Source organism: Bifidobacterium sp. W8104, assembly GCF_016100735.1.
GTDB classification, from domain to species: Bacteria; Actinomycetota; Actinomycetes; order Actinomycetales; family Bifidobacteriaceae; genus Bombiscardovia; species Bombiscardovia choladohabitans.
This window is the reverse complement of the sequence record NZ_JACFRW010000001.1, coordinates 93,044-114,521: the sequence shown is the minus strand read 5'-3', so window position 1 is coordinate 114,521 and position 21,478 is coordinate 93,044. Positions and strand designations below refer to the sequence as shown.

Genomic DNA, 21,478 nt, shown 5'->3' with positions numbered 1-21,478 from the left:
GGAAGCCCCAACCCTTCCACCTGGCCTGGCTTCTATGGTAAAGGATTTGTGATGATTCAGCTAATCGGCATTGCCGCTGATGGCTTCGTCGTCGGCCTCCTGCTCCTGGGGCGAACCTGAGATGTCGCGGTGGATGGACTGCATCTGCACCTCGATGTTCTGCAGGGAGCGGGCGCAGTCCAGCAGGGTCTGCGAATGCTCGGCCAGGCGGGCGTCGGGCAGGTCGGACTTGTAGCGCAGCTGGTGCTCCAGGGAGGCCCAGTAGTCCATGGCGATGGTGCGGAACTGCACCTCGACCGGCGTGTAGTGGGGGCCCGAGGTCAGGAAGACCGGCACGGCGTAGATGACGTGCAGGCTGCGGTAGCCGTTCATCTTGGGGTTGCGGATGTAGTCCTTGACCCTCAGCACCTGGATGTCCGACTGGTCTGAGAGGTAGCGGGAGACCGAATAGACGTCGTCCCGGTAGTTGCAGATGACGCGCACGCCGGCCACGTCGAAGATGTGATCGCGCACCGAGGGAATGGTGACGGGCAGGTTCTTGCGGTGCAGCTTGCCGATCAGGGAGTCCACGCTCTTGAGCCGGCGCTCCATGTGGTGGATGGGGTTGTGGCTGAACCGGACCTGGAATTCCGTGTCCAGCACGTCCAGCTTGGTCGAAATCTCGTACATGGCCCCCTCGTAGGTCTGCATGAGATTGACGAATTCCGTTATCTCGTCGATGTCCAGCTTGGGACGGTCCTTTTCGTCCAGGTCGGACAGTCGCTGCTTCATTTCGGATGCGCTCATGGCACTGTTACGGTCGAGTATCACATGAACCTCCCATGCCGCCGTTCGTAACCATGACTCATGGTACGCACAGGCCCCGATGGCCGCGGGACCCGACCTGCGCATACAATCAGGGTTTATGGAAGCAGGCGAGGGCATGAGCGTGACCGCTCAGCGTAAGGACAGCAGGGGTGTCTACTATGTGCGGACCCTGGGCTGCCAGATGAACGAGCACGATTCCGAGCGGATCGCCGGGGTGCTCCGGGCCCAGGGCTACCAGCAGGCCACGCCCGAGCAGGTCCGCGCGCGCGAGGTGGACGTGATGGTGCTCAACACCTGCGCCGTGCGCGACAACGCCACCCAGCGCATGTACGGGACCATCGGGCGCTGGCACAGGTTCAAGCAGCACAAGCCCGACACGCGCATCGCCGTGGGCGGCTGCATGGCCCAGAAGGACCGGGAGTGGATCGTGAAGGCGGCACCCTGGGTGGATGCGGTCTTCGGCACCAGGGACATCGGCTCGCTGCCCGGGCTTTTGGACAAGGCCCGCAAGGACGGGCGGCCCCAGGTGGGGGTTACGCAGGAGCTTCGGGATCTGCCCGGGCGGCTGCCGGCGGTCAGGGCCTCGCGCTCGCAGGCCTGGGTATCCATATCGGTCGGCTGCAACAACACCTGCACCTTCTGCATCGTGCCCTCGGTGCGCGGGCGGGAGCGGGACCGGTCCATGGACGACATCCTGCAGGAGGTTGAGGACTGCGTGCGATCCGGGGCCCGCCAGGTGACCCTGCTGGGGCAGAACGTCAACTCCTACGGCTGGTCCACGGGTGACCGCTACGCCTTCGCCCGGCTCCTGCGCGCCTGCGGACGGGTGCCTGGGCTGGAGCGGATCCGCTTCACCTCGCCCCATCCGGCGGCCTTCACCGACGATGTGATCGCCGCCATGGCCGAGACGCCCACGGTCATGCACCAGCTGCACATGCCCCTGCAGTCGGGCTCCGACCGGATTCTGCGGGCCATGCGGCGCTCCTACCGGTCCCAGCGCTTTCTGCAGATCCTGGACAAGGTGCGGGTTGCCATGCCCGATGCCCTGATCACCACCGACATCATCGTGGGATTCCCCGGGGAGACCGAGGAGGACTTCCAGGCCACCATGGATGTGGTGCGTCGGGCGCGCTTCTCGTCGGCCTTCATCTTTGAGTATTCTCCCAGGCCCGGCACGCCGGCCGCCCGCATGCCCCAGCTGCCCAAGGCCGTGGTCCAGGACCGGTTCGAGCGGCTGCAGGCCCTGCAGGAGTCCATCACCATGGAGCATATGCAGGACTTCCTGGGCAAAGAGGTGGAGGTGCTGATCGGCGACGGGCACGGCCGGCACGACGGCAGCACCCACCGGGTGACCGGGCATGAGCGCACCGGTGTACTGGTCCACGTCGGGGTCCCCCAGGGAATGCCTGCGCCAAAGCCCGGGGACCTGGTCACCTGCACCGTCACCCAGGCCGGGCCCCACTATTTGATTGCCGATCCGGATCCCCGGGCGGGGCAGGTCTATGACATCCGCTGAACCCCGCATCGTCTCCATCGTGGGTCCCACAGCCTCGGGCAAGACCGCCCTGGGCGTGGCCCTGGCACAGGCGCTCCAGGCGCGCGGGCAGGAGGCTCATATCGTCAATGCCGATGCCTACCAGATGTACCGGGGGATGGATGTGGGCACGGCCAAGCCTTCGGCAGGGGAGCGGCAGGCGGTGGTCCACCACCTGATCGACATCATCGAGCCGGAGGAGGCCATGAGCGTGGCCCGCTTCCAGGCCATGGCCCGGTCCCTGATAGCCGACCTGCGGGCGCAGGGAATCCGGCCCATTCTCGTCGGCGGCTCCGGGCTCTATACCCGGGCGGTCATCGACGATCTGTCCTTCCCCGGCACCGACCCGGCGGTCAGGGCCAGGCTGGAGGAGCGGGCCCAAGAGGAAGGCCCCGGGCTGCTTTTCCGCCAGCTGCAGGAGCGGGACCCGGAGGCTGCGGCCCGGATGGATCCCCGGAATGTGCGGCGGACCGTGCGGGCTCTGGAGGTCATGGAGATCACCGGACGGCCCTATTCGGCCAGCCTGCCCCGATACCGCTACCTGCTGCCCGCCCTGCAGCTGGGGCTGGATCTGCCCCGGGAGGAGCTGGATCGCAGAATCGACCAGCGCACCCAGGCCATGCGCGACCAGGGGCTGGTCGATGAGGTGAGCGGGTTGCGCAACCGCCTGGGGACCACGGCCTCACGCGCCCTGGGCTATCAGCAGATTCTGGATTATCTGGACGGTCGCACCGACCTGGATGCCGCCTTCGAGCTGATAGCGCAGAAGACCAAGCGCCTGGCCCGCAAGCAGATGGGCTGGTTCGGCCGCGATCCGCGCATCCACTGGCTGAATGCCCTGGCCCCGGACCTGGCCCGGCAGGCCTTGGATCTGGTGGACCAGGCCGACCAAGGCTGCTTCAACCAGGCGGATGCCCAGGCCGACCAGTCGGACCAGGGGAGGGTGACCAGACACCATCTGGGCGCGCTTTGACTTCAAGTACTTGAAGTTCCTAGGCTGGACGGGTATGACCACCATCACGCAGCCCCAGGCTGAAACCCAGACCGCCCAAACCCAGCCCGACCAGGAATCAGGGCCCTGGTACACCATCCGCCAGGCCTCGCTCATGTCGGGGATGCCGGAGACCACCCTGCGCTATTACGAGACCATCGGCATCATTCCGCCCATCGCCAGGGATCCCTCGAGCGGCCACCGCTGCTACAACCAGGAGGATCTGGACCTGCTGGAGACCATCTCCTGCCTGAGCGCCACGGGCATGTCCCTGGAACACATGCGGGAGTATCTGAGCAACCGCGCTGGGGGAGCCGAGGCCGCCGGACGGCAGATCGAACTCCTGGACGAACAGGGGCGGCGGCTGGACCAGCGGATGGCCGACCTGCAGGCGCGGAAGCGCTACGTGCAGCTCAAAATACAATACTGGGGTCACGTCCGCGACCACGACCAGGCCGGGGCGACAGAACTGATCAACCAGAGTGCCCGGATCATCGAGGCCGCCAAGCGCAGCGGCAACGAGCGGCTGCCGGGCTGAGGCTGCCGGGCTGAGGGTGTCGACTCAGTGGGCTGGGCCCTGGTCCCATCCAGCGATCAGAAATATCCTGGTTGGGTTGACCGGGCGGACCATGCCCGCGATCAGGGTCTGCAGGCCGTCGGTGTTGCCCCGAAGCGCTTGCTGGAGGGCCCGGCGGTGGGCGGTCGGATCAGCCCGTCCCCAGTCCAGGTCCCAGCCGGCATCGTGGGACAGGCGTGAGAGGAAGATGCGCAGGGTCATGCCGTCGCAGTCGGCGAAGGGATGCAGGTAGGAGAGCTCATCATAGTAATGGGCCAGACGCTCCACGAAGACCGGACGGTCCAGGCTGGCCAGGTTGCGTTCGGCCGCCAGCTCCTGGCCGATGGCTGCCGCTCCCTGCTCCAGCATGGCCGCCGGGTACAGGTTGGTGTTGTCGTTTGGTTGAGGTCGGCGGAGCGCTCGCTCTTCCGGCAGGCCGGGCAGCAGCCGGCGGTGGATGGCCCGCAGCTCTGCAAGATCGCCCTCGGTCGCCCAAGGCCGCTGACAGACCAGGATGGTCCGCAGAAAGAGGGCATCCGTCAGGGCTTCCGCCTTGGCCTCCAAATGTCGGGCCTGGTCGGCCAGTGCCTCGGCCTGCCTTCTGCCTGTCATAAAGTCGCTGGCCGCCTGCAGGGCCGAAGGACTGGGCTGACGGTCATCCAGAAGCAGGTTGCGCAGGGCGAAGGCCACGGCGCTCTGACGTTCGGCTGGTGTCATGCCAACGATGCTAGCCCTGCCGGCCCCCGTCTGAAAGAGTTGTGCACACTGACCCGTCGGGCCTGATGCAGACCGGGGTTCTGGGTAGGCTGAAAGGGTTATGACACGTAAGCAGCAAGCAGACGCACGCGGTCGCGGCCGGACCACATCCAAGGAAAGCCAGGACCCGGAACCCTTCTGGCACAAGGCCTTGCTGGCCCTGCCCCGGGGCTTTGGATCCCTGGTACGTGCCGTGGCCGGCAAAAACGGTGACACTTCCGCCTACCGCAAGGACGGGCTCTGCTTCGTACTGGTCATTCTGGCCGTGCTTTTCTGCGCCAGTGAATGGTTCCGCGTGAACGGCTTCCTGGGACGGGGGCTGCACGCCCTGGCTGCGGGCGTTCTGGGGCTGTGCAGCATCATCCTGCCGGTGGTCCTGCTCTTCGCGGCCTTCCGGCTGGTCTGCTACACCGGGCGCGAGGCGGGCAACCTGCCTGTGGTGGGCGGCCTCATGGTGGTGCTCTGGTCGGTCTGCTCCATTCTTGACGTGCTCAAGGCCTCGGATTATCGCGGCTTCGACATGAGGGCCATCAGCGACTCTGGCGGGCTTCTGGGGTTCTTCCTGGGTTCGCCCCTGGCCTGGGGGCTGTCCAAGGTCTTCGCCGTCATCATCTTCGTCCTCGTGGCCATTTTCGGCCTCTTCATCACCTTCAGATTCCATATGAGCGACCTGGTTGCCTTGCTGCGCGGCAAGAGGACCCATGCCTCCGACTCGGCTCCGGAGCAGACCGCTCCCAACGAGGTCAGGCTGGGGGATGACACCCTGCCTCTGGAGCCCGGCGTGCCAACCCACCAGGAGACGGATCAGGAGGATGCCAAGGACTCCGGCAGGGGCGGCGTGGCCGGCTGGTTCAGTCGCTTGCTGCATGGCCGCATCGGCAAGGACACGGACACCCATCTTGAGCGTTACGAGGCTGACGAGCCCTTCTCCCAGGCGGCCTCCCTTGAAGGGGCTGACCAGGGTGGTCAGTCGACGCAGGGTCCCGAAACCGACCAGGTGTCCACGCAGAACATGCCTGCGGTGGAGGCCCCGGCCACGGCTGCCCTCCTGGATGCCAGGGAGCAGGCGCACCCCAAGGTGGATCCGGCCGCCCTGTCCGGCGTGGGGGCCTCGGATCCCTGGGCCGCTGCCGCCGCTGCGGCCGACACCGTGCAGATGGATGCCCAGCCCGCTCAGGCCTCAGGGAACCAGGCTGCCAGAACCCAGGGTGCGGGAGCTCAGGCTGCAGAAGCGTCAGGTTCCTCCGATGACCGCCAGGTGGACGAGAGCCGGCCCTATGTGCTGCCCAGCACGGACCTGCTGGTCAAGGGCAAGCCCCACGCGGTCAGGACCTCGGCCAACGACGCGGTCATCAAGGCCCTGCAATCGACCTTCCAGCAGTTCGACGTGGATGCCAAGGTGGTCGGCTTCCTGCGCGGCCCCTCCGTCACCCAATACGAGGTGGAGCTGGGACCGGGCGTCAAGGTGGAGAAGGTCACCAACCTTCAGCGCAACATCGCCTACGCGGTGGCCAGCTCGGACGTGCGCATCCTGTCGCCCATTCCCGGCAAGTCGGCCATCGGCATCGAGATTCCCAACGTGGACCGCGAGATCGTCCACCTGGGCGACGTACTGCGCTCCGACAAGGCCCAGCAGGACGACAACCCCATGATGACCGCCGTGGGCAAGGACGTGGAAGGCCACTATGTGACCGCCGACCTGACCAAGATGCCCCACCTGCTGGTGGCCGGCGCCACAGGTTCGGGCAAGTCCAGCTTCATCAACTCCATGCTGGTTTCGCTGATCATGCGGGCCACGCCGGAACAGGTCCGCCTGATCATGGTGGACCCCAAGCGTGTGGAGCTGAGCGCCTACGCCGGCATTCCCCACCTGCTCACGCCCATCATCACCGAACCCAAGAAGGCCGCCCAGGCCCTGGAATGGGTGGTCAAGGAGATGGACTCCCGCTACGACGACCTGCAGTTCTTCGGATTCCGGCACATCAAAGACTTCAACAAGGCTGTCCGCGAGGGCAAGGTCCACGCCCCCGCCGGCTCCAACCGCAAGGTGGCCCCGTACCCCTACCTGGTCGTGGTGGTCGACGAGATGGCCGACCTGATGATGGTGGCCAAGAACGACGTGGAGAGCTCCATTCAGCGGATCACCCAGCTGGCGCGTGCCGCCGGCGTCCACCTGGTCCTGGCCACCCAGCGACCCTCGGTGGATGTGGTCACCGGCCTGATCAAGGCCAATATTCCCTCCAGGCTGGCCTTCGCCACATCCTCCTCGACGGATTCCCGGGTCATTCTGGATGCCACCGGAGCCGAGACCCTGATCGGCCAGGGCGACGCCCTCTTCCTGCCCATGGGCCAGGCCAAACCCACCCGCGTCCAGGGCGCCTGGGTCTCCGAGTCCGAGATCCGCAAGGCCGTGGATTATGTGCGCACCCAGCGCAAGCCCCACTACCGTGAGGACATCGAGCAGATGGCCGACAAGGCCGACCACAAGAACGAGATCCAGGAGGAGATCGGCGACGACATGGACGAGCTGCTCCAGGCGGCCGAGCTGGTGGTGACCACCCAGTTCGGATCCACCTCCATGCTCCAGCGCAAGCTGCGTGTGGGCTTCGCCAGGGCAGGGAGGCTGATGGACCTGCTGGAGTCGAGGGGAATTGTGGGGCCGTCGGAGGGTTCCAAGGCCCGCGAGGTGCTCATCCAGCCGCCGCAGCTGCAGCAGGCCCTGGCCTTCATCCGAGGCGACGCCACCTCCATGGATCCCGCCCCGGATGAGCAAGCGCAGGGCTGAACATCGGCCCAAAAAGCTGGGCCTGGTCTACCGTTATGATGAAACTGCCGCCCGGCATCTCTTGTTGGACGGCCCGAGCGCACGAGTATCGCGTATAAGGAGTGGCAATGCAGGAGCATGCCGAGTCAGAGACCGGTCGTGAGAGGCGCAGACTTCTCGAAGGATGGAATTCACCCCCAAACCTGGTCACCTACACCCGTATCCTCCTGGTCCTGGTCTTCATCGCCCTGGATCTGATGGCCGGTCCCTGGGGCGAACGCAGGCCTGGCATGCGTTGGACCGCCGCCGTGCTCTTCGTCCTCGCCGCCTCGACCGATAAGCTGGACGGGTGGCTGGCCCGCCGGTACAACCAGGTGACCGAGCTGGGCAAACTCATGGACCCCATCGCCGACAAGCTGTTGATCTGTTCGGCGCTGATTGTGGCCTCCGTCTTCGGCGAGCTCTGGTGGTGGGTCACTGTGCTCTTCCTGGTGCGGGAACTTGGCATCACCCTGCTGCGGGTCCTGGTCATCAACAAGCAGGGCCGGGTCATCGCCGCCTCCCAGGCTGGCAAGTACAAGACCTTGTTTGAGTGCATCGGCCTGGGCATGCTCATGGTGCCTTTGTCGACGGTCTGGCCCTGGTACCTGGTGGCCACCCGCGTGGTCATCCTGGTGGCCCTGGCCCTCTGCCTCTACTCGGGAGCGGAATACGTGATGGGGATGCGGCGATGATCGGCAAGAGCGTGCAGGGCCGTTGCGACGACCTGGCTGGACGGATCATCGACACCTGCCGTGATTCGGGCCTGTTCCTGGCCGCCGCCGAATCGCTGACCGGGGGGCTGTTGGCCGATGCCTTCGTCAGGATCCCCGGGGCCTCAGACGTCTTTCTTGGATCGGCCGTCACCTACGACATCGCTGCCAAGGCCGCCATCCTCAAGGTGGACCAGGACCTGCTGGCCACCCAGGGCGCGGTCCATCCACGGGTCGCCCAGGAGATGGCCGAGGGCACGGCCAGGCTCTACACCAGGCCGGGGCACGAGGACACGGTCATCGGCATGGCCACTACCGGTGTGGCCGGTCCGGGCCCTGACGGGGACGATCCTGCCGGGCTGGTCTACATCGGTCTGGCCCTGCCTGTTCGTGTGCTGGGTCGACGTATAGAGACCGGCCTTCAGTCCCATGCCTACCGCACCTATGCCTATGAGCTGCATCTGGACGGCGATCGCGAACAGGTGCGCCGGGGTACGGTCATGCGGATTCTGGACCAGCTGGATCGGGCCCTGCACTCGCTCGGCTGACGGCCTGATGCGGTGAGTCGCTTCTACTAACCGCTGTCGGCCTTGCGCATACGTGACCTTGGTCACAAAGCAGGCCTTTCGGGTTCCTCCCCTGGAATAATCCAGCGGCCTGTCTGTTGGTCACTGTGTAAGAAGTTGAACACGATAATGGCGAAAGGGGCTGCTATGGCCAGCACCGAGACCGTGATGACTCGAACCAACGATACCTATGATGTCAAGCCGGCCGCACCCGGAGTGGAGCGCAACGCGCGGGTTCGTGATCTGACTCCCGCCCAGCGTCGTGCCGTCGTCTTCGCCCAGCAGCAGGTGATCCGTGCCAAGGCCGCCAAGAAGGCCAAGGAGGAGCGCCAGGCCAACCTGAACAAGATGTGGATGGAGGAGGACGGCATGGAAGCCAGCCGTCAGCGGGCAGCCTCCAACAACGACGGCCGGGCCGTCACCCATACCGTCTCCCTGCGCGAGGCCCTGGGCCACGTGCTGCGCGAGCTGAGGACCAACGATCACAAGACCCTGCGTGAGGTCAGCGAGAAGGCCGGTGTGTCCCTGGGCTACCTGTCCGAGGTGGAACGCGGCCAGAAGGAGGCCAGCTCCGAACTGCTGAGCTCCATCGCCGACGCGCTGGGCCTGGGTGTGCCGCAGACCCTGCGGATGGTGGCGGACTACCTGGAGTCCACTCAGGAGTAAGTATGTCAGGTTCCGCCGGTTGAATCGGCGGACCGTTCTTGAGGGCGTCCGGTTCTAAGGAACCAGGCGCCCTCTTCTGCTGACTGTCGGTTGCTACCGTAGAAGGGGTGTGACAGGGTGGGTCTTGGACGAAAGGTGATGTCGGGTGCGTGAACGGGAATTCTGGCAGCTGCTGGAGGAGGTCTTCGGCCGGGTCTACGGACGCAGTCTGGCCCGTGACCAGAGGCTGACCGCCCTGGATGCCATGACCGTAATAGAGGCCCTGGATGCGGGTGTGGAGCCGCGCGTGGTCTGGAATGTGCTCTGCGATCAGATGGAGATTCCCGACTCCCGGCGCTGGGGGAAGGACCACAATGCGCCGCCCCTGCCGGCAGCCTGATCGGCGGGTTTTATTCTCCGCGAATTTATTGCCCATTCCAGGTGATTTTCGAACATTTGTTCGCATAGTCGGGTATACTGATACCCATGGTCCGGTGACCATCGGCACGTTCGACCACATCGGGCGCCGAGACCGTAGACGGGTTCCGACGGCGGATAGGCTGTCAATCGTGAGGTCGTCAATCAGGATGTCGTCATCGTGAGGTCGGTTACTAAGAAGGAGAGCCATATGGCACGTCAGAGCAACAGTGGCAAGGCAAAGAAGGAAGAGGAGGGCGGGATCGACCCCCGTCGCCAGGCAGCCTTGAACACGGCCCTCGCGCAGGTGGAGAAGAGCTTCGGCAAGGGTTCGGCCATGCGTCTGGGTGACAAGCCCGCCCAGGACGTGGAGGTCATTCCCACCGGTTCCCTGGCCTTGGACATGGCCCTGGGCATCGGCGGACTGCCCCGCGGCCGCATCGTCGAGATCTACGGTCCCGAATCCTCGGGCAAGACCACCCTGGCCCTGCATGCGGTGGCCAATGCACAGGCCGGTGGTGGAGTGGCTGCCTTCATCGATGCTGAGCACGCTCTGGATCCCGAGTACGCCAAGAAACTGGGCGTGGACACGGACTCCCTGATCGTCTCCCAGCCGGACAACGGCGAGCAGGCGCTGGAGATCGCCGATATGCTGATCAGGTCGGGTGCCCTGGATGTCATCGTCATCGACTCGGTGGCCGCCCTGGTGCCCAAGGCCGAGATCGAGGGTGACATGGGCGACAGCCACGTGGGTCTGCAGGCCCGTCTGATGAGCCAGGCCCTGCGCAAGATGACCGGTGCCCTGTCCCAGGCCAACACTACGGCCATCTTCATCAACCAGCTCAGGGAGAAGATCGGCGTCTTCTTCGGCAGCCCGGAGACCACCACCGGCGGCAAGGCCCTGAAATTCTACGCCTCGGTCCGCTTGGACATCCGCCGTATCCAGACCCTGAAGAACGGCGACGAGGCGGTGGGCAATCGCACCAAGGTCAAGGTGGTCAAGAACAAGATGGCTCCGCCCTTTAAGGTGGCCGAATTCGACATTCTCTACGGGGAGGGCATCTCCAAGGAGGGTTCGGTTCTGGACATGGCTCTGCAGACCAACATCGTCAAGAAGTCGGGCTCCTGGTTCACCTACGAGGGCGATCAGCTGGGTCAGGGCAGGGAGAACGTCCGTCAGTTCCTCAAGGACAACCCCGGCCTGACCAAGGAGATCGAGGACAAGGTCAAGGTTGCCTTCGGCCTTATTCCTGCTCCCTCCGAGGACGACAAGGCCGATCAGGCTGAAGCTGGCCAAGACAGCAAGGAAGACGACTCGGCTCCTGTAGATATCGACAGCACTGTGCCCACGGCCCAGGCTGCATGACCCGATGATCTCGGCCGAGGACTTCCTCAAGGAAAATCCGGTCCGACTGGCGCAGACCGAGGATCCTGCCGACTCCATCACAGAATCGGTCGATTCCCGGTCGGACCGGTTCCAGGCAGAACCTGCTGGTGCGTCTGCTCCAGCCAACTCGAGAGGGTCAGTGAGTATTGGAACGGCTTTTGATTCCGCTACTGATTCGCGGTCTGCCTCAGACTCTCCGCATACCTTAACCTCTCTGCCAACTACGGATGTTCGCCCAGCTGCTATCCAGAAGGATGGCAGCTACAAGGAAGACAGCCGCCCGGTGCAGGCCGCTGCCCTGGGTCTGGGACATGGCGCTCGGTTCGGAGGCAGTCTGGAAGATATTGACAGTCATGCCAATGCTGATATGGGTGAGGATTCCCTGGCAGGTTGCCATTCCCATGGTCGCCGTTCTGCCCGGGGTTCCGACAGAAGGACCCGCCGCCGTGGCCGTCGTCCACGTGCTGGCGGCTTTGGCGGAGGTTCCGCGCCTGCAGCCCCTCGAGCGGATGCGGATGATGCGGATGCTTGCCGGGAGGCTGCCCTGACCTTGCTGGATGCAGCGGCCCGTTCGAGTGGAGCCCTGGCCCGTCGTCTGGTCGACAAGGGGTTTGACACGAACGTGGTCGATCAGGTGATCGATCGGTTGTCCAAGCTGGGCCTGGTAGATGACCAGGCCTATGCCCAGGATCTGCTGCGTTCCTGCCTGCATCGCACCATGGGGGAGCGCGGCGTGCTCTCAGAGATGACCCGTAAGGGACTGGATCCGGGACTGGCTGCACAGGTAGTGGCCCAAGCCTCTCGTGAGGGACTCTTTGTCGACTCCGCCTACGAGCTCGGTCGCAAGGTGGCCCGGAAGACAGCCGGACTTGATCTCAAGGTGCGCAAACGGCGATTCTGGAGTGCTGGATCCCGCAAAGGCCATAGTCCAGGCCTCCTCAACCAGGTGGCAGCAGACCTTTTCGTCTCTGACGACCCTCTCGATTGAGGTATCTCGTGGATGTATTGGTTTTCACGATGAAAAAAGCACGGCAATATGCGGCTATGGCCATGTTACCGAACTGCTCTAGCTGGAGGTACGCACTATTCGGAGCACTCCAGTCGGCATAGGCGAACCATGAATCAAGACCTTTGGTCCCGCTTTCACATAGAGCGGCTAGTCTGGATGTAACGGGCTGCCGCGGTTGTTTAAGTCTGTCAGAAGGTGGAGGTGTCGGATGCTCGATAAGAGTGAACTTCTGCAGGAGAATGCAGCACTTGTCGCCCTGCTGAGAACCGTCGACAAATCGCATGACACCTGGAGCTCCATCGCTGAAAAGGTTGTACGCCAGGGTAGCGCTATTCAAGTCTTTGAACATGAGCTTGACCCGCAGCATCATCGGCTGGATGACCCCGATGAGGATGATGAGTATGATGACCGCACTCAGATGATGTTGTTGGGAGAGGATGACGTACCGGTTACCACGCAACGTCGTGTGCAGCTCTTGCAGGCCCACGAAGAGGCTGAAACTCTGGTTCGGAACTGGGAAAAGCAGGGTTTGGATATGGTGTCGGTCCTTGACGAACGGTATCCGTTGAGTCTGCGCGAGGTTGTCGATATGCCTCCGTTCCTGTTTTCCAAGGGTCGTTTCCTCAGCCCCGATCAACAGGATATGGGTGTCAGCGTGGTGGGTTCGCGCAATGCAGGACCGGAGGCTTTGCATTTCGCTTCTGATGTGGCAACGATGCTGGTGAGCAAAGGCCTGACCGTTATCGCCGGCTTGGCTTTGGGAGTAGATGCTGAAGCCCATCATCGTGCCCTGCAGGAGCATGGCCGTACGGTAGCTTTCATCGGTACGGGCATAGGGAAGTACTACCCCGCAAAAAATCGTCATCTTCAGGAGCTCATCGAACATAACGGCCAAGTGTTTTCGCAGTTCTGGCCCTGGCAGGGGCCCACGAAGTGGACCTTTCCTGCACGTAATGCCACTATGAGCGGCTACGGTATCGCTACCGTCATCGTTGAAGCGCATGAATATTCCGGCACCCGTGTTCAGGCTCGGCAGGCCCAGCATCATGGCCGGCCGATCATAATTCGTGACGCCGTGGTTGACCATACTGAATGGGGCAAGCGTCTGGTCGACAAGCCCAACGTCTACGTCGTATCCAATGTGGATGAGGTGGCTAGCGCCATCAACTCGATACAAGAGGTCAATAGTGACCTGCAAGACGCGATAAACAGCATAGTTGCCCAAGCCAGCGCTTATGCCAATAGTGGCGGTGTGGGGTGATTAACATGGATAACCAGAAAATCAGACTTGATCAATTGCTGCGGGGGAAAGCTGGCAGCTATTTAAAGCCTGTCGTTTACCATTCAAAACATGATAACGTATGTGCAACCTGCGGTGGTTTCAAACAAAGTCAATACGATAAGTGCTGGTCCTGCAATCAGACCTTGCATGAAGCACAAAGGCGAGGATGTCAGACTCAGTTAGCCGACTGCATAGCCTGTGGTTTTTATGCTGTTGAAGAATGGGGACAGACTTACAAAGTCATCCACGATTACAAAGAGCAATTGCCCTCTGCCGAGGAGCACCGAACAATCGTCGCGTCCATACTTGCTCTGCATATCCTTGGGCACTTTTCTTGCATAGGTGAGCAGGTGAACTCGCCGGTAACAGCGTGGGCTGTGATTCCATCGACGAAGAATTCAAAACGATATGGCCAGGAGCACCCCCTCCATCAGTTGGTGGCAGGGTTGATTCCTTTCATGCCTGAAGTGACGTTGCGGGCCAACAAGGCCAAGACCCGTAGTCTGGATGGAAAAGCCTTCTCGATTGCCAGCTTTGTAGAAGCAAGCTGCTTACGCCACGTGCTTCTGATTGATGACTCATGGGTGACGGGAAGCACAGCGCAATCAGCCAGTATTTGCCTCAAAGAGGCAGGCGCTTCTCGCATATCAATCTACTGCGTGACTCGCATTGCCAAAGCATCCTTCATCAATTCGCTTGATCCTGGTTTGCTTAGAGACTTCAGTAATGGCGATCACTATACAAAGGGATGGTGTCCGTGGAAGAGATGCGTTGAGTATCGACTTTCAAGTGATGCTTGATTGAAGATACCGCCTGAATTTTAGCTTCAAAACGGAATACTCGATAGCCGCTTTCCAATGATTGCAAGCATCAAAGCAGCTGAGGGGAAGAAAATGAGACCTCTCATATACCCCGGGTTCTGTCATCGACCGGATGAAAATCCGGAAGACGGATGGCCATCCATCTCGACCTGACGTCGCCGCCAGGCTCTAGCGGCCTACCCGAAGGCGGGACGAGCAGCCCCTGAATGCCTTCTGCTTGGCCTTGCTCCCGATGAGGCTTGCCATGCGGTCGGCGTTACCGTCGACCCGGTGGTCTCTTACACCGCCGTTTCACCCTTGCCCGCCTTTACCAGGCGAGCGGTCTGTTCTCTGTTGCGCTATCTCTCAGGTCGCCCTGGGCGGACGTTATCCGCCATCGTGCTCTGTGGAGCCCGGAAGTTCCTCAGCCCTTCCCAGGAGGAGGGACCGCGGCCATCCGAGAGGTCTCGGGGATACAGCATAGCGGAACTGAACGACCGAACCAGCGGTCATGATCCCGCTCTGGCCGCAAGCTCAATCAGTGAGTCAGCCCTGCTCTTCGGATACAATCGGAAGCACAGTCGATGGTGACCAAGTCCGCCATCGCACAAGCGGTTCATCCGCTCACGAGTGCAAGGAGATTCCCATGGAGATCGTCATTACCGGTCGACATACCCAAATCAAGCAGCGGTTCCGCGACGTTGTGGACAGCAAGATGAACAGGGTGACGGCCATCGCCCCCGATGCCCAGCGCATCCAGGTCGTTCTGACACATGAAGGCAATCCCCGCCAGGCTGACAGTGCCAAGAGGGTGGAGCTCACGGTCCAGGCCGGCAAGACCGTAATCCGCGCCGAGGCTTCCAGCGCCGACGAGTTCAGTGCACTGGATATGGCCTTGGACAAGTTGACCCAGCGTCTGCGCCGGGTCCGCGACCGCCGCAAGGACCACCGCCGTGGACTGGAGCATCCGCCCCTGCCCGCCGATTTGCCCGTGGATGAGCAGGCAGGCGATGAGGGCGATCAGGGCCAGGAGTCCAACCCGGACAACAGCGCCCAGAGCGCCGTGGCTTCGGACCTGGCACCGGGTCAGTCGGTCGAAGTGCAGGTGGGAGACACCCCCATCGTCATCCGCCGCAAGCTGCACATCGCAGAGCCCATGAGCATCGACGAGGCACTCTACGAGATGGAGCTGATCGGCCACGACTTCTTCCTCTTCGTCAACAAGGAGACCCAGCGGCCGTCGGTGGTCTACCGTCGGCACGGTTGGAGCTACGGCGTCTTCGAGATCGATACGCCTGAGCATGTGGGCCAGAAGAAGTAACAGTAAAACGGATATTGAACTGCGGGGCGATTCCCCGGCGGCAGGTTGGCCTGGCCTCCGGAGGATTGCCCTCTTCAATGCCCGGTCCGGCTGCCAAGGCCGCAGCCGGGTTTGCGGAACCATCGGTTTCGAGAAAATCGGTGCATTCGCGTAAGATAATCAAGGTCTGGGCCTACGTCAGCTGAGGGCGTGCTAGGGCCATAAAAGAACGGTAGGGAGCGCAACGTGGTAGCAGTCTTGGACAAGGTCCTCCGTATGGGCGAGGGTCGTCAGATTCGCAAGCTTCAGGGGGTGGCCAAGGCGACCAACGCCTTCGAGGATCAGATCTCGGCCATGAGCGACGAGGAACTCAAGGGTCAGACGCCTAAGTTCAAGCAGCGACTTGAGAACGGCGAATCTCTCGATTCCCTGATGCCAGAGGCCTTTGCCACGGTTCGCGAGGTTTCCAAGCGCACCCTGGGCCAGCGGCACTTTGACGTCCAGCTGATGGGCGGCGCGGCCCTGCACTGGGGCAACATCGCCGAGATGAAGACCGGCGAGGGCAAGACCCTGGTGGCCACCCTGCCCAGCTATCTGAATGCCCTGGAGGGCAAGGGCGTGCATGTGGTCACGGTCAACGACTACCTGGCCTCCTACCAGAGCGAGCTCATGGGGCGCATCTTCCGCTTCCTGGGCATGAGCGTGGGCTGCATCATTACCGACCAGCGCCCCGCCGAGCGCCGCAAGCAGTACCAGGCGGACATCACCTACGGCACCAACAACGAATTCGGCTTCGACTACCTGCGCGACAACATGGCCTGGGACAAGGACGAGCTGGTCCAGCGTGGCCACCACTTCGCCATCGTGGACGAGGTGGACTCCATCCTGATCGACGAGGCACGAACTCCTCTGATCATCTCCGGACCCGCCGAGGGCGACGTGACCCGATGGTACCGGCAGTTCGCCAAGCTGGTCCCCAGGCTCACCAGGGATGAGGACTATGAGGTCGACGAGAAGAAGAAGGTCGTTGGCATCCTGGACCCCGGCATCACCAAGGTGGAGGACTACCTGGGCATCGACAACCTCTACGAGCCCGCCAACACCGCCCTGATCGGATATCTGAACAACGCCATCAAGGCCAAGGAGCTCTTCCTGCGCGACCGCGACTATGTGGTCCAGAACGGTGAGGTCCTGATCGTGGACGAGCATACCGGCCGTCTGCTCAAGGGCCGCCGCTACAACGAGGGCCTTCACCAGGCCATCGAGGCCAAGGAGGGCGTGGAGGTCAAGGCCGAGAACCAGACCTTCGCCACCATCACCCTGCAGAATTACTTCCGCATGTATGACAAGCTGGCGGGAATGACCGGAACGGCCGAGACCGAGGCCGCCGAGTTCATGAACACCTACAAGTTGGGCGTGCTGCCCATTCCCACCAACAAGCCCATGATCCGCAAGGATCAGCCGGATCTGATCTACCGCACCAAGAAGGAGAAGCTGACCGCCATCGTCCGTGATGTGGCCAAGCGGCATGCCAAGGGCCAGCCCATCCTGCTGGGCACCGCCTCGGTGGAGTCCTCCGAGGTGGTCTCCTCCCTGCTGGACGTGGCCGGCATCGACCACCAGGTCCTCAACGCCAAGCAGCATGCGCGCGAGGCAGCGGTCGTGGCCGTGGCAGGGCGCAAGGGGGCCGTGACCGTGGCCACCAACATGGCAGGGCGTGGCACCGACATCATGCTGGGCGGGAACGTGGAGTTCCTTGCCGATCAGAAGCTCAAGGAGCAGGGTTACTCCTCCGACGACACCCCTGAGGAGTATGAGAAGCGCTGGCCCGAGATGCTGGACTCAGTCAAGGAGCAGGTCAAGGACGAGCACGAGGAGGTCGTCAAGCTGGGAGGCCTGTACGTACTGGGCACCGAGCGGCACGAATCCCGCCGTATCGACAACCAGTTGCGCGGCCGTTCAGGCCGTCAGGGCGATCCCGGCGAGTCCAGGTTCTACCTGAGCCTGGAGGACGACCTGATGCGTCTGTTCAATTCTCAGCTGGTGGCTCGGATGATGTCCTCCAAGAGCATGCCGGAGGGGGAGCCCATCGAGTCCAAGACCGTCACCAAGGGCGTGCGCAACGCACAGAAGTCCGTCGAATCCCGCAACTATGAGATTCGCAAGAACGTGTTGAAGTACGACGACGTGATGAACAAGCAGCGTCAGGTCATCTACGGTGAGCGTCAGGCGGTGCTCAAGGGCGAGGACATCCACAAGGACATCCTCCGCTTCATCAGCGAGACCATCACCTCATACATCCGTGGTGCGCAGAAGGGCTCGGACAAGCCCGAGGACTGGGATGCCGACGAACTCTGGAAGGCGCTGGCCTCCGTCTACCCGGTCAGTCTCGACCAGGATGAGACCATGGACTCCCTGGAGGGCTTGAAGGGCGACAAGGCCGTCAAGGCTCTGGCGGACAAGTTGGTGGAGGATGCCGATTCCATCTACCAGCAGCGTGAGGACGAGCTGGGCGAGAAGGGCTCCAGGCAGCTGGAGCGCCAGGTGGTCCTCTCCGTCCTGGACAGCAAGTGGCGTGAGCACCTCTACGAGATGGACTACCTGAAGGACGGCATCGGCCTGCGCGGCATGGGTCAGCGTGACCCCCTGGTCGAGTACCAGCGCGAGGGCTACCAGATGTACAACTCCATGATCGACGCCATCAAGGAGCAGACCGTGCAGCTGCTCTTCAACGTGGACCTCAAGCAGATCGCGGCCAGCCAGGAGAACGAGCGGCGCGCTCGCGAGGAGCGTAAGGAGAACGAGGAGAGCCAGTCCGAGCCGGTCAACTACCAGGCGCCTGAAGAGCCTGATGCCGAGGACGAGACCACCGACATCGACGAGACTGCCGAGGAGCATGACGAGGGTGCTCCGGCTGGCAGCATCCAGGAGGATTCAGAGGAGGATGCCTCTGAGGATGCCGCTGACGAGGGTGCTCCGGCCCCGGTCGGGCCTGCCCCTATCAGCCATGCCGAGGGCAAGGTCCCTGCCAACAAGAGGCCCAAGGCCGTAGAGGATCACTCGCCTTGGTCTGATGGCCGCACCTTCCCGGGCACGCCCCGCAACGCCCCCTGCCCCTGTGGTTCCGGACGCAAGTACAAGATGTGCCACGGCCAGAACGAGAAGAAATGACAGGTTCGCATAATCACTAGCGGCTTCTGCAGATAAGGTTGCCGATACATTTAGGGTTGCCGATCTGACTGACGGCCATCGCTCACAAGGGCGGTGGCCGTTTCCATATATTGGATTGCCTACTTTCATATATTGGTAGCAAAGTGACCAGAATATGGGATTGTCTTGTGCAAGGGAGGGGCAGGGCAGTAAACCTAGAGCAAACAGCGGGGCATCCAGCCCCGCTTCTTCAAAGGAAAAGAGTCATCATGCGGCCACTTAGCTGGAAATCCGTCCTGAACTCCTTGGTGTCCGGTCGGCACCTGAGCGCGGATGAGGCCGAGTGGTGCATGAATGATTTGATGGACGGGCATGCCGACCCTGTCCAGGTGGGAGCCGCCCTGTCCATGCAGTCCGCCCTGGGACTGACCAGCCCGGAGGTCGAGGGGGCTGCCAAGGCCATGGTGGGCCATGCGGTGCCGCTGAAGGTCAGCGGCGACGTGACCGACATCGTCGGCACCGGCGGCGATGGGGCAGCGACGGTCAACCTGTCTACCATGGGTGCCATCGTGGCTGCGGCTGCGGGGGTCAGGATCGTCAAGCACGGCAACCGGGCCGCATCCAGCAAGAGCGGCACTGCCGACTGTCTGGAACAGCTGGGTCTTCCCCTGGATCTGCCGCCCAAGGAGGTGGCTGCCATGGAGGATCGCTACGGCATCACCTTCGTCTTCGCCAAGACCTTCCACCCCGCCATGCGGTTTGCAGGTCCTGTCCGCTCGTCGCTGGGCATTCCGACCGTCTTCAACCTGCTGGGACCTCTGACCAACCCGGTCAACCCGCGCTATGTGGCCATAGGATGCGCCCAGCGCCAACTGAGCCCCATGATGGCCCAGGTCTATGCCTCTCGCGGTCAGGAGGGCATGGTCTACACCTCGGTCGAAGGCCTTGACGAGATGGCCCCGACCGGCCCGGTCTCCATCTGGGAGATCCACCAGGGCAAGGTGGAGGAGCGAACCTTCGACCCGACTAGCGAACTGGGGCTCGACCCGGTCAATCCGGAAGACCTACGCGGTGGCGATCCCGCCTTCAACGCCAGCGTCGTCAGGGACTTCCTGGCCGGCAAGTCGGTTCCTTCGCGTTCCACGGCCCTGCTCAATGCGGCCTCGGCCATCGTGGCCGACGGCACACAGATCGATGCCGGTCCCGAGGCCGACCTGAGCGTGCGGTTTGCCCAGGCCTACCAACTGGCTACCCAGGTTGTGGACCAGGGGAGGGCGGCCGACCTGCTGGCAGCCTGGATCCACGGAGCCCAGGAAGCGCAGTCCCGCTGCCGGCAAGAGGAACGGACACGCCGTCCTGTCCTGGTCTAGGTTCGCGGCTGCACAACCTGTTCGGACCCCGCTGGCTGATGTTTCTGCCAGTGGGGTCCGAACGTATTGGCGGCCTGGATATGGCGGCACTCGGCATTATCGCCGGTAGTGCCGTTCGTCGTCATCGAAGAGCCCGCTTGAATCGTCGCGGAAGTTCTTCCGGTCGATGATCAGTCCTGCGATGCCTATCAGCAGGAGCAGTCCCGCCAGCAGGCCGGTCAAGCCGGACCAGCGGGGGATCAATATGGTCAGGAAGAAGCAGATCAGGCCCAGCACCGTCATGATCATGAAGGCCGCATGCCTTCTGCCCAGGTTGCTCAGATCGGGGTTGGGTGGCACAAAGTTCGACGACTGGTCCATGACCTCGTCGGTGTCCAGCCAGCTGCTGCCTTGGAAATCGCGTGGTCCGGAGCCGCCGACGAAGGAGTCGCGCTTCAGGTCCTCGGCCCTCAGCGCCGCCTTCTTCTCGGACTTTCGGGCCTTCTTTTCGAACTCCTTGGCCGTCCTGGACGATTCCAGGGAACCCAGCTCGTCAGCGTGCGAATTCAGGAAGTCCGCCCACTCCTCGTCCCCCTGTGAGGGCCCGGTTCCCGCCTCGCTGTTATACTGATTCCCGGCGTCGTTATGCTTGTGCTCGGTCATAGAACCATCGTAACCTCGGCCGCACGCATTCGCTACCAAGGAGTCTCTGTGCTGTACTGGTTCTTCGTCAAACTGCTCGGTCCGTTGGCGCGTACCTGGTTCAAACCGACCGTTGAAGGCACGGGGAACATTCCCAAGCAGGGGGCTGCCATCATCGCCTCCAACCATCTGGCCGTCATCGACGACGCCCTCCTGCCCATCACCTGCCCCAGGATGATCCACTTCATGGGCAAGGCCGAATACTTCAACGGCAAGGGGATAAAGGGCAAGTTCAAGAAGTGGTGGTTCAGCTCGGTCGGAGTCTTCCCCGTCGACAGGTCGGGCGGCTCCAAGTCGCTGGGAGCCATGGAAACGGCACGTTCCATCCTTGAACACGGGCATATCTTCGGCATCCATCCGGAGGGTACGCGCAGCCCGGACGGCAGACTTTACCGTGGACACACCGGGGCGGCGCGGCTGGCCTTCGAGACCGGAACGACAGTGGTGCCCACCGCCATCATCGGCACCCGGCAGCTTCAGGAGCCCGGCCATGTGCTTCCGCATAAGGGCAGGACCAAGGTCATCTTCGGCAAGCCCATCAACGTGCCCTACGTGCCGGTCAACAGCCTCACCCACGAGGAGATCCGCAACCTGACCGACCGCATCATGCAGGAGATTCAGGAGATGAGCGGACAGCGCTACGTGGATGTGTATGCCCAGGTCATCAAGGCGCATGAAAACAAGGAAGAGCTGGCTGACGACTGACCGCAG

18 protein-coding genes, 1 other RNA gene and 2 pseudogenes are annotated in these 21,478 nt (G+C 62.7%); 17 read left to right on the top strand and 4 right to left on the bottom strand.

Annotated features, from left to right (window positions below):
- Positions 1 to 60: 60 nt before the first annotated feature.
- Complete coding sequence (locus H3U89_RS00480; protein WP_045924161.1) at positions 61 to 771, bottom strand: GTP pyrophosphokinase; 711 nt, start codon at positions 769 to 771, stop codon at positions 61 to 63.
- Positions 772 to 904: 133 nt separating this feature from the next.
- Between H3U89_RS00480 and miaB the strand changes: the two genes are divergently transcribed.
- Genes miaB through H3U89_RS00465 form a run of 3 tightly spaced genes read left to right on the top strand, consistent with a single transcriptional unit; the run spans position 905 to position 3,870 of the window.
- Entirely contained in the window at positions 905 to 2,323 is a 1,419-nt protein-coding gene (miaB, locus tag H3U89_RS00475; RefSeq protein WP_232345382.1) for a tRNA (N6-isopentenyl adenosine(37)-C2)-methylthiotransferase MiaB, read from the top strand.
- Entirely contained in the window at positions 2,310 to 3,314 is a 1,005-nt protein-coding gene (gene miaA / locus H3U89_RS00470) for a tRNA (adenosine(37)-N6)-dimethylallyltransferase MiaA (RefSeq protein WP_198179160.1), read from the top strand. Before miaB ends, miaA begins: the two co-directional genes overlap by 14 nt.
- Positions 3,315 to 3,348: 34 nt before the next feature.
- Positions 3,349 to 3,870 (top strand): MerR family transcriptional regulator, encoded by a 522-nt coding sequence (locus H3U89_RS00465; RefSeq protein ID WP_198179162.1) that lies wholly within the window; start codon positions 3,349 to 3,351, stop codon positions 3,868 to 3,870.
- A gap of 24 nt (positions 3,871 to 3,894) precedes the next feature.
- Here the strand turns inward: H3U89_RS00465 and H3U89_RS00460 are convergent, their stop codons facing one another.
- On the bottom strand, positions 3,895 to 4,605 hold the full coding sequence (locus H3U89_RS00460) for a Fic family protein (RefSeq protein ID WP_198179176.1): 711 nt from the start codon (positions 4,603 to 4,605) through the stop codon (positions 3,895 to 3,897).
- 100 nt (positions 4,606 to 4,705) lie between these two features.
- Between H3U89_RS00460 and H3U89_RS00455 the strand changes: the two genes are divergently transcribed.
- The 9 genes from H3U89_RS00455 to H3U89_RS00415 all read left to right on the top strand — a co-directional run bounded on the left by H3U89_RS00455 (position 4,706) and on the right by H3U89_RS00415 (position 14,266).
- A complete protein-coding gene (locus tag H3U89_RS00455) occupies positions 4,706 to 7,429 on the top strand; it encodes an FtsK/SpoIIIE family DNA translocase (protein ID WP_198179178.1) in 2,724 nt (907 codons plus the stop codon).
- Between the two features lie 107 nt (positions 7,430 to 7,536).
- Positions 7,537 to 8,142, top strand: a complete 606-nt coding sequence (pgsA, locus tag H3U89_RS00450; RefSeq protein WP_198176588.1) for a CDP-diacylglycerol--glycerol-3-phosphate 3-phosphatidyltransferase — start codon at positions 7,537 to 7,539, stop codon at positions 8,140 to 8,142.
- On the top strand, positions 8,139 to 8,708 hold the full coding sequence (locus tag H3U89_RS00445; RefSeq protein ID WP_198176587.1) for a CinA family protein: 570 nt from the start codon (positions 8,139 to 8,141) through the stop codon (positions 8,706 to 8,708). The genes pgsA and H3U89_RS00445 overlap by 4 nt, the downstream gene beginning before the upstream one ends.
- A gap of 165 nt (positions 8,709 to 8,873) precedes the next feature.
- Positions 8,874 to 9,392: a helix-turn-helix domain-containing protein gene (locus H3U89_RS00440; RefSeq protein ID WP_372338668.1), complete on the top strand. Its 519-nt coding sequence runs from the start codon at positions 8,874 to 8,876 to the stop codon at positions 9,390 to 9,392.
- A gap of 145 nt (positions 9,393 to 9,537) precedes the next feature.
- On the top strand, positions 9,538 to 9,771 hold the full coding sequence (locus tag H3U89_RS00435) for a DUF3046 domain-containing protein (RefSeq protein ID WP_024627845.1): 234 nt from the start codon (positions 9,538 to 9,540) through the stop codon (positions 9,769 to 9,771).
- Positions 9,772 to 9,999: 228 nt separating this feature from the next.
- Complete coding sequence (gene recA / locus H3U89_RS00430) at positions 10,000 to 11,154, top strand: recombinase RecA (protein WP_198179180.1); 1,155 nt, start codon at positions 10,000 to 10,002, stop codon at positions 11,152 to 11,154.
- A 304-nt stretch (positions 11,155 to 11,458) separates the two neighbouring features.
- Complete coding sequence (locus tag H3U89_RS00425; protein ID WP_198179182.1) at positions 11,459 to 12,163, top strand: regulatory protein RecX; 705 nt, start codon at positions 11,459 to 11,461, stop codon at positions 12,161 to 12,163.
- Positions 12,164 to 12,392: 229 nt separating this feature from the next.
- Entirely contained in the window at positions 12,393 to 13,445 is a 1,053-nt protein-coding gene (locus H3U89_RS00420; protein WP_198179184.1) for a DNA-processing protein DprA, read from the top strand.
- 5 nt (positions 13,446 to 13,450) lie between these two features.
- Positions 13,451 to 14,266, top strand: coding sequence for a hypothetical protein (locus H3U89_RS00415; protein WP_198179186.1), 816 nt, complete (start codon positions 13,451 to 13,453; stop codon positions 14,264 to 14,266).
- Positions 14,267 to 14,357: 91 nt separating this feature from the next.
- Here the strand turns inward: H3U89_RS00415 and rnpB are convergent.
- Positions 14,358 to 14,735, bottom strand: an RNA gene (gene rnpB / locus H3U89_RS00410) — RNase P RNA component class A.
- A gap of 177 nt (positions 14,736 to 14,912) precedes the next feature.
- Between rnpB and hpf the strand changes: the two genes are divergently transcribed.
- From hpf to trpD, 4 genes and pseudogenes are all read left to right on the top strand, one after another.
- A complete protein-coding gene (hpf, locus tag H3U89_RS00405) occupies positions 14,913 to 15,587 on the top strand; it encodes a ribosome hibernation-promoting factor, HPF/YfiA family (RefSeq protein WP_198179188.1) in 675 nt (224 codons plus the stop codon).
- A 225-nt stretch (positions 15,588 to 15,812) separates the two neighbouring features.
- Positions 15,813 to 18,321 (top strand): annotated as a pseudogene (gene secA, locus H3U89_RS00400) (preprotein translocase subunit SecA); the annotation flags it as partial.
- Positions 18,322 to 18,551: 230 nt separating this feature from the next.
- Positions 18,552 to 18,737, top strand: a pseudogene (locus H3U89_RS08505) (SEC-C metal-binding domain-containing protein); the annotation flags it as partial.
- Positions 18,738 to 18,985: 248 nt separating this feature from the next.
- Entirely contained in the window at positions 18,986 to 20,086 is a 1,101-nt protein-coding gene (gene trpD / locus H3U89_RS00395) for an anthranilate phosphoribosyltransferase (protein ID WP_198179197.1), read from the top strand.
- A gap of 96 nt (positions 20,087 to 20,182) precedes the next feature.
- Here the strand turns inward: trpD and H3U89_RS00390 are convergent, their stop codons facing one another.
- On the bottom strand, positions 20,183 to 20,728 hold the full coding sequence (locus H3U89_RS00390; protein ID WP_198179199.1) for a hypothetical protein: 546 nt from the start codon (positions 20,726 to 20,728) through the stop codon (positions 20,183 to 20,185).
- A 48-nt stretch (positions 20,729 to 20,776) separates the two neighbouring features.
- On the opposite strand from H3U89_RS00390, the gene H3U89_RS00385 reads away from it, so the two are divergent.
- Positions 20,777 to 21,472: a lysophospholipid acyltransferase family protein gene (locus H3U89_RS00385; RefSeq protein ID WP_198179201.1), complete on the top strand. Its 696-nt coding sequence runs from the start codon at positions 20,777 to 20,779 to the stop codon at positions 21,470 to 21,472.
- Positions 21,473 to 21,478 lie beyond the last annotated feature (6 nt).

Excerpts from the sequence above, each read along its gene's own strand:
- H3U89_RS00480 (WP_045924161.1), bottom strand. The coding sequence starts at position 771 with ATGAAGCAGCGACTGTCCGACCTGGACGAAAAGGACCGTCCCAAGCTG.
- miaB (WP_232345382.1), top strand. The coding sequence starts at position 905 with ATGGAAGCAGGCGAGGGCATGAGCGTGACCGCTCAGCGTAAGGACAGC.
- miaA (WP_198179160.1), top strand. The coding sequence starts at position 2,310 with ATGACATCCGCTGAACCCCGCATCGTCTCCATCGTGGGTCCCACAGCC.
- H3U89_RS00465 (WP_198179162.1), top strand. The coding sequence starts at position 3,349 with ATGACCACCATCACGCAGCCCCAGGCTGAAACCCAGACCGCCCAAACC.
- H3U89_RS00460 (WP_198179176.1), bottom strand. The coding sequence starts at position 4,605 with ATGACACCAGCCGAACGTCAGAGCGCCGTGGCCTTCGCCCTGCGCAAC.
- H3U89_RS00455 (WP_198179178.1), top strand. The coding sequence starts at position 4,706 with ATGACACGTAAGCAGCAAGCAGACGCACGCGGTCGCGGCCGGACCACA.
- pgsA (WP_198176588.1), top strand. The coding sequence starts at position 7,537 with ATGCAGGAGCATGCCGAGTCAGAGACCGGTCGTGAGAGGCGCAGACTT.
- H3U89_RS00445 (WP_198176587.1), top strand. The coding sequence starts at position 8,139 with ATGATCGGCAAGAGCGTGCAGGGCCGTTGCGACGACCTGGCTGGACGG.
- H3U89_RS00440 (WP_372338668.1), top strand. The coding sequence starts at position 8,874 with ATGGCCAGCACCGAGACCGTGATGACTCGAACCAACGATACCTATGAT.
- recA (WP_198179180.1), top strand. The coding sequence starts at position 10,000 with ATGGCACGTCAGAGCAACAGTGGCAAGGCAAAGAAGGAAGAGGAGGGC.
- H3U89_RS00420 (WP_198179184.1), top strand. The coding sequence starts at position 12,393 with ATGCTCGATAAGAGTGAACTTCTGCAGGAGAATGCAGCACTTGTCGCC.
- H3U89_RS00415 (WP_198179186.1), top strand. The coding sequence starts at position 13,451 with ATGGATAACCAGAAAATCAGACTTGATCAATTGCTGCGGGGGAAAGCT.
- hpf (WP_198179188.1), top strand. The coding sequence starts at position 14,913 with ATGGAGATCGTCATTACCGGTCGACATACCCAAATCAAGCAGCGGTTC.
- trpD (WP_198179197.1), top strand. The coding sequence starts at position 18,986 with ATGCGGCCACTTAGCTGGAAATCCGTCCTGAACTCCTTGGTGTCCGGT.
- H3U89_RS00390 (WP_198179199.1), bottom strand. The coding sequence starts at position 20,728 with ATGACCGAGCACAAGCATAACGACGCCGGGAATCAGTATAACAGCGAG.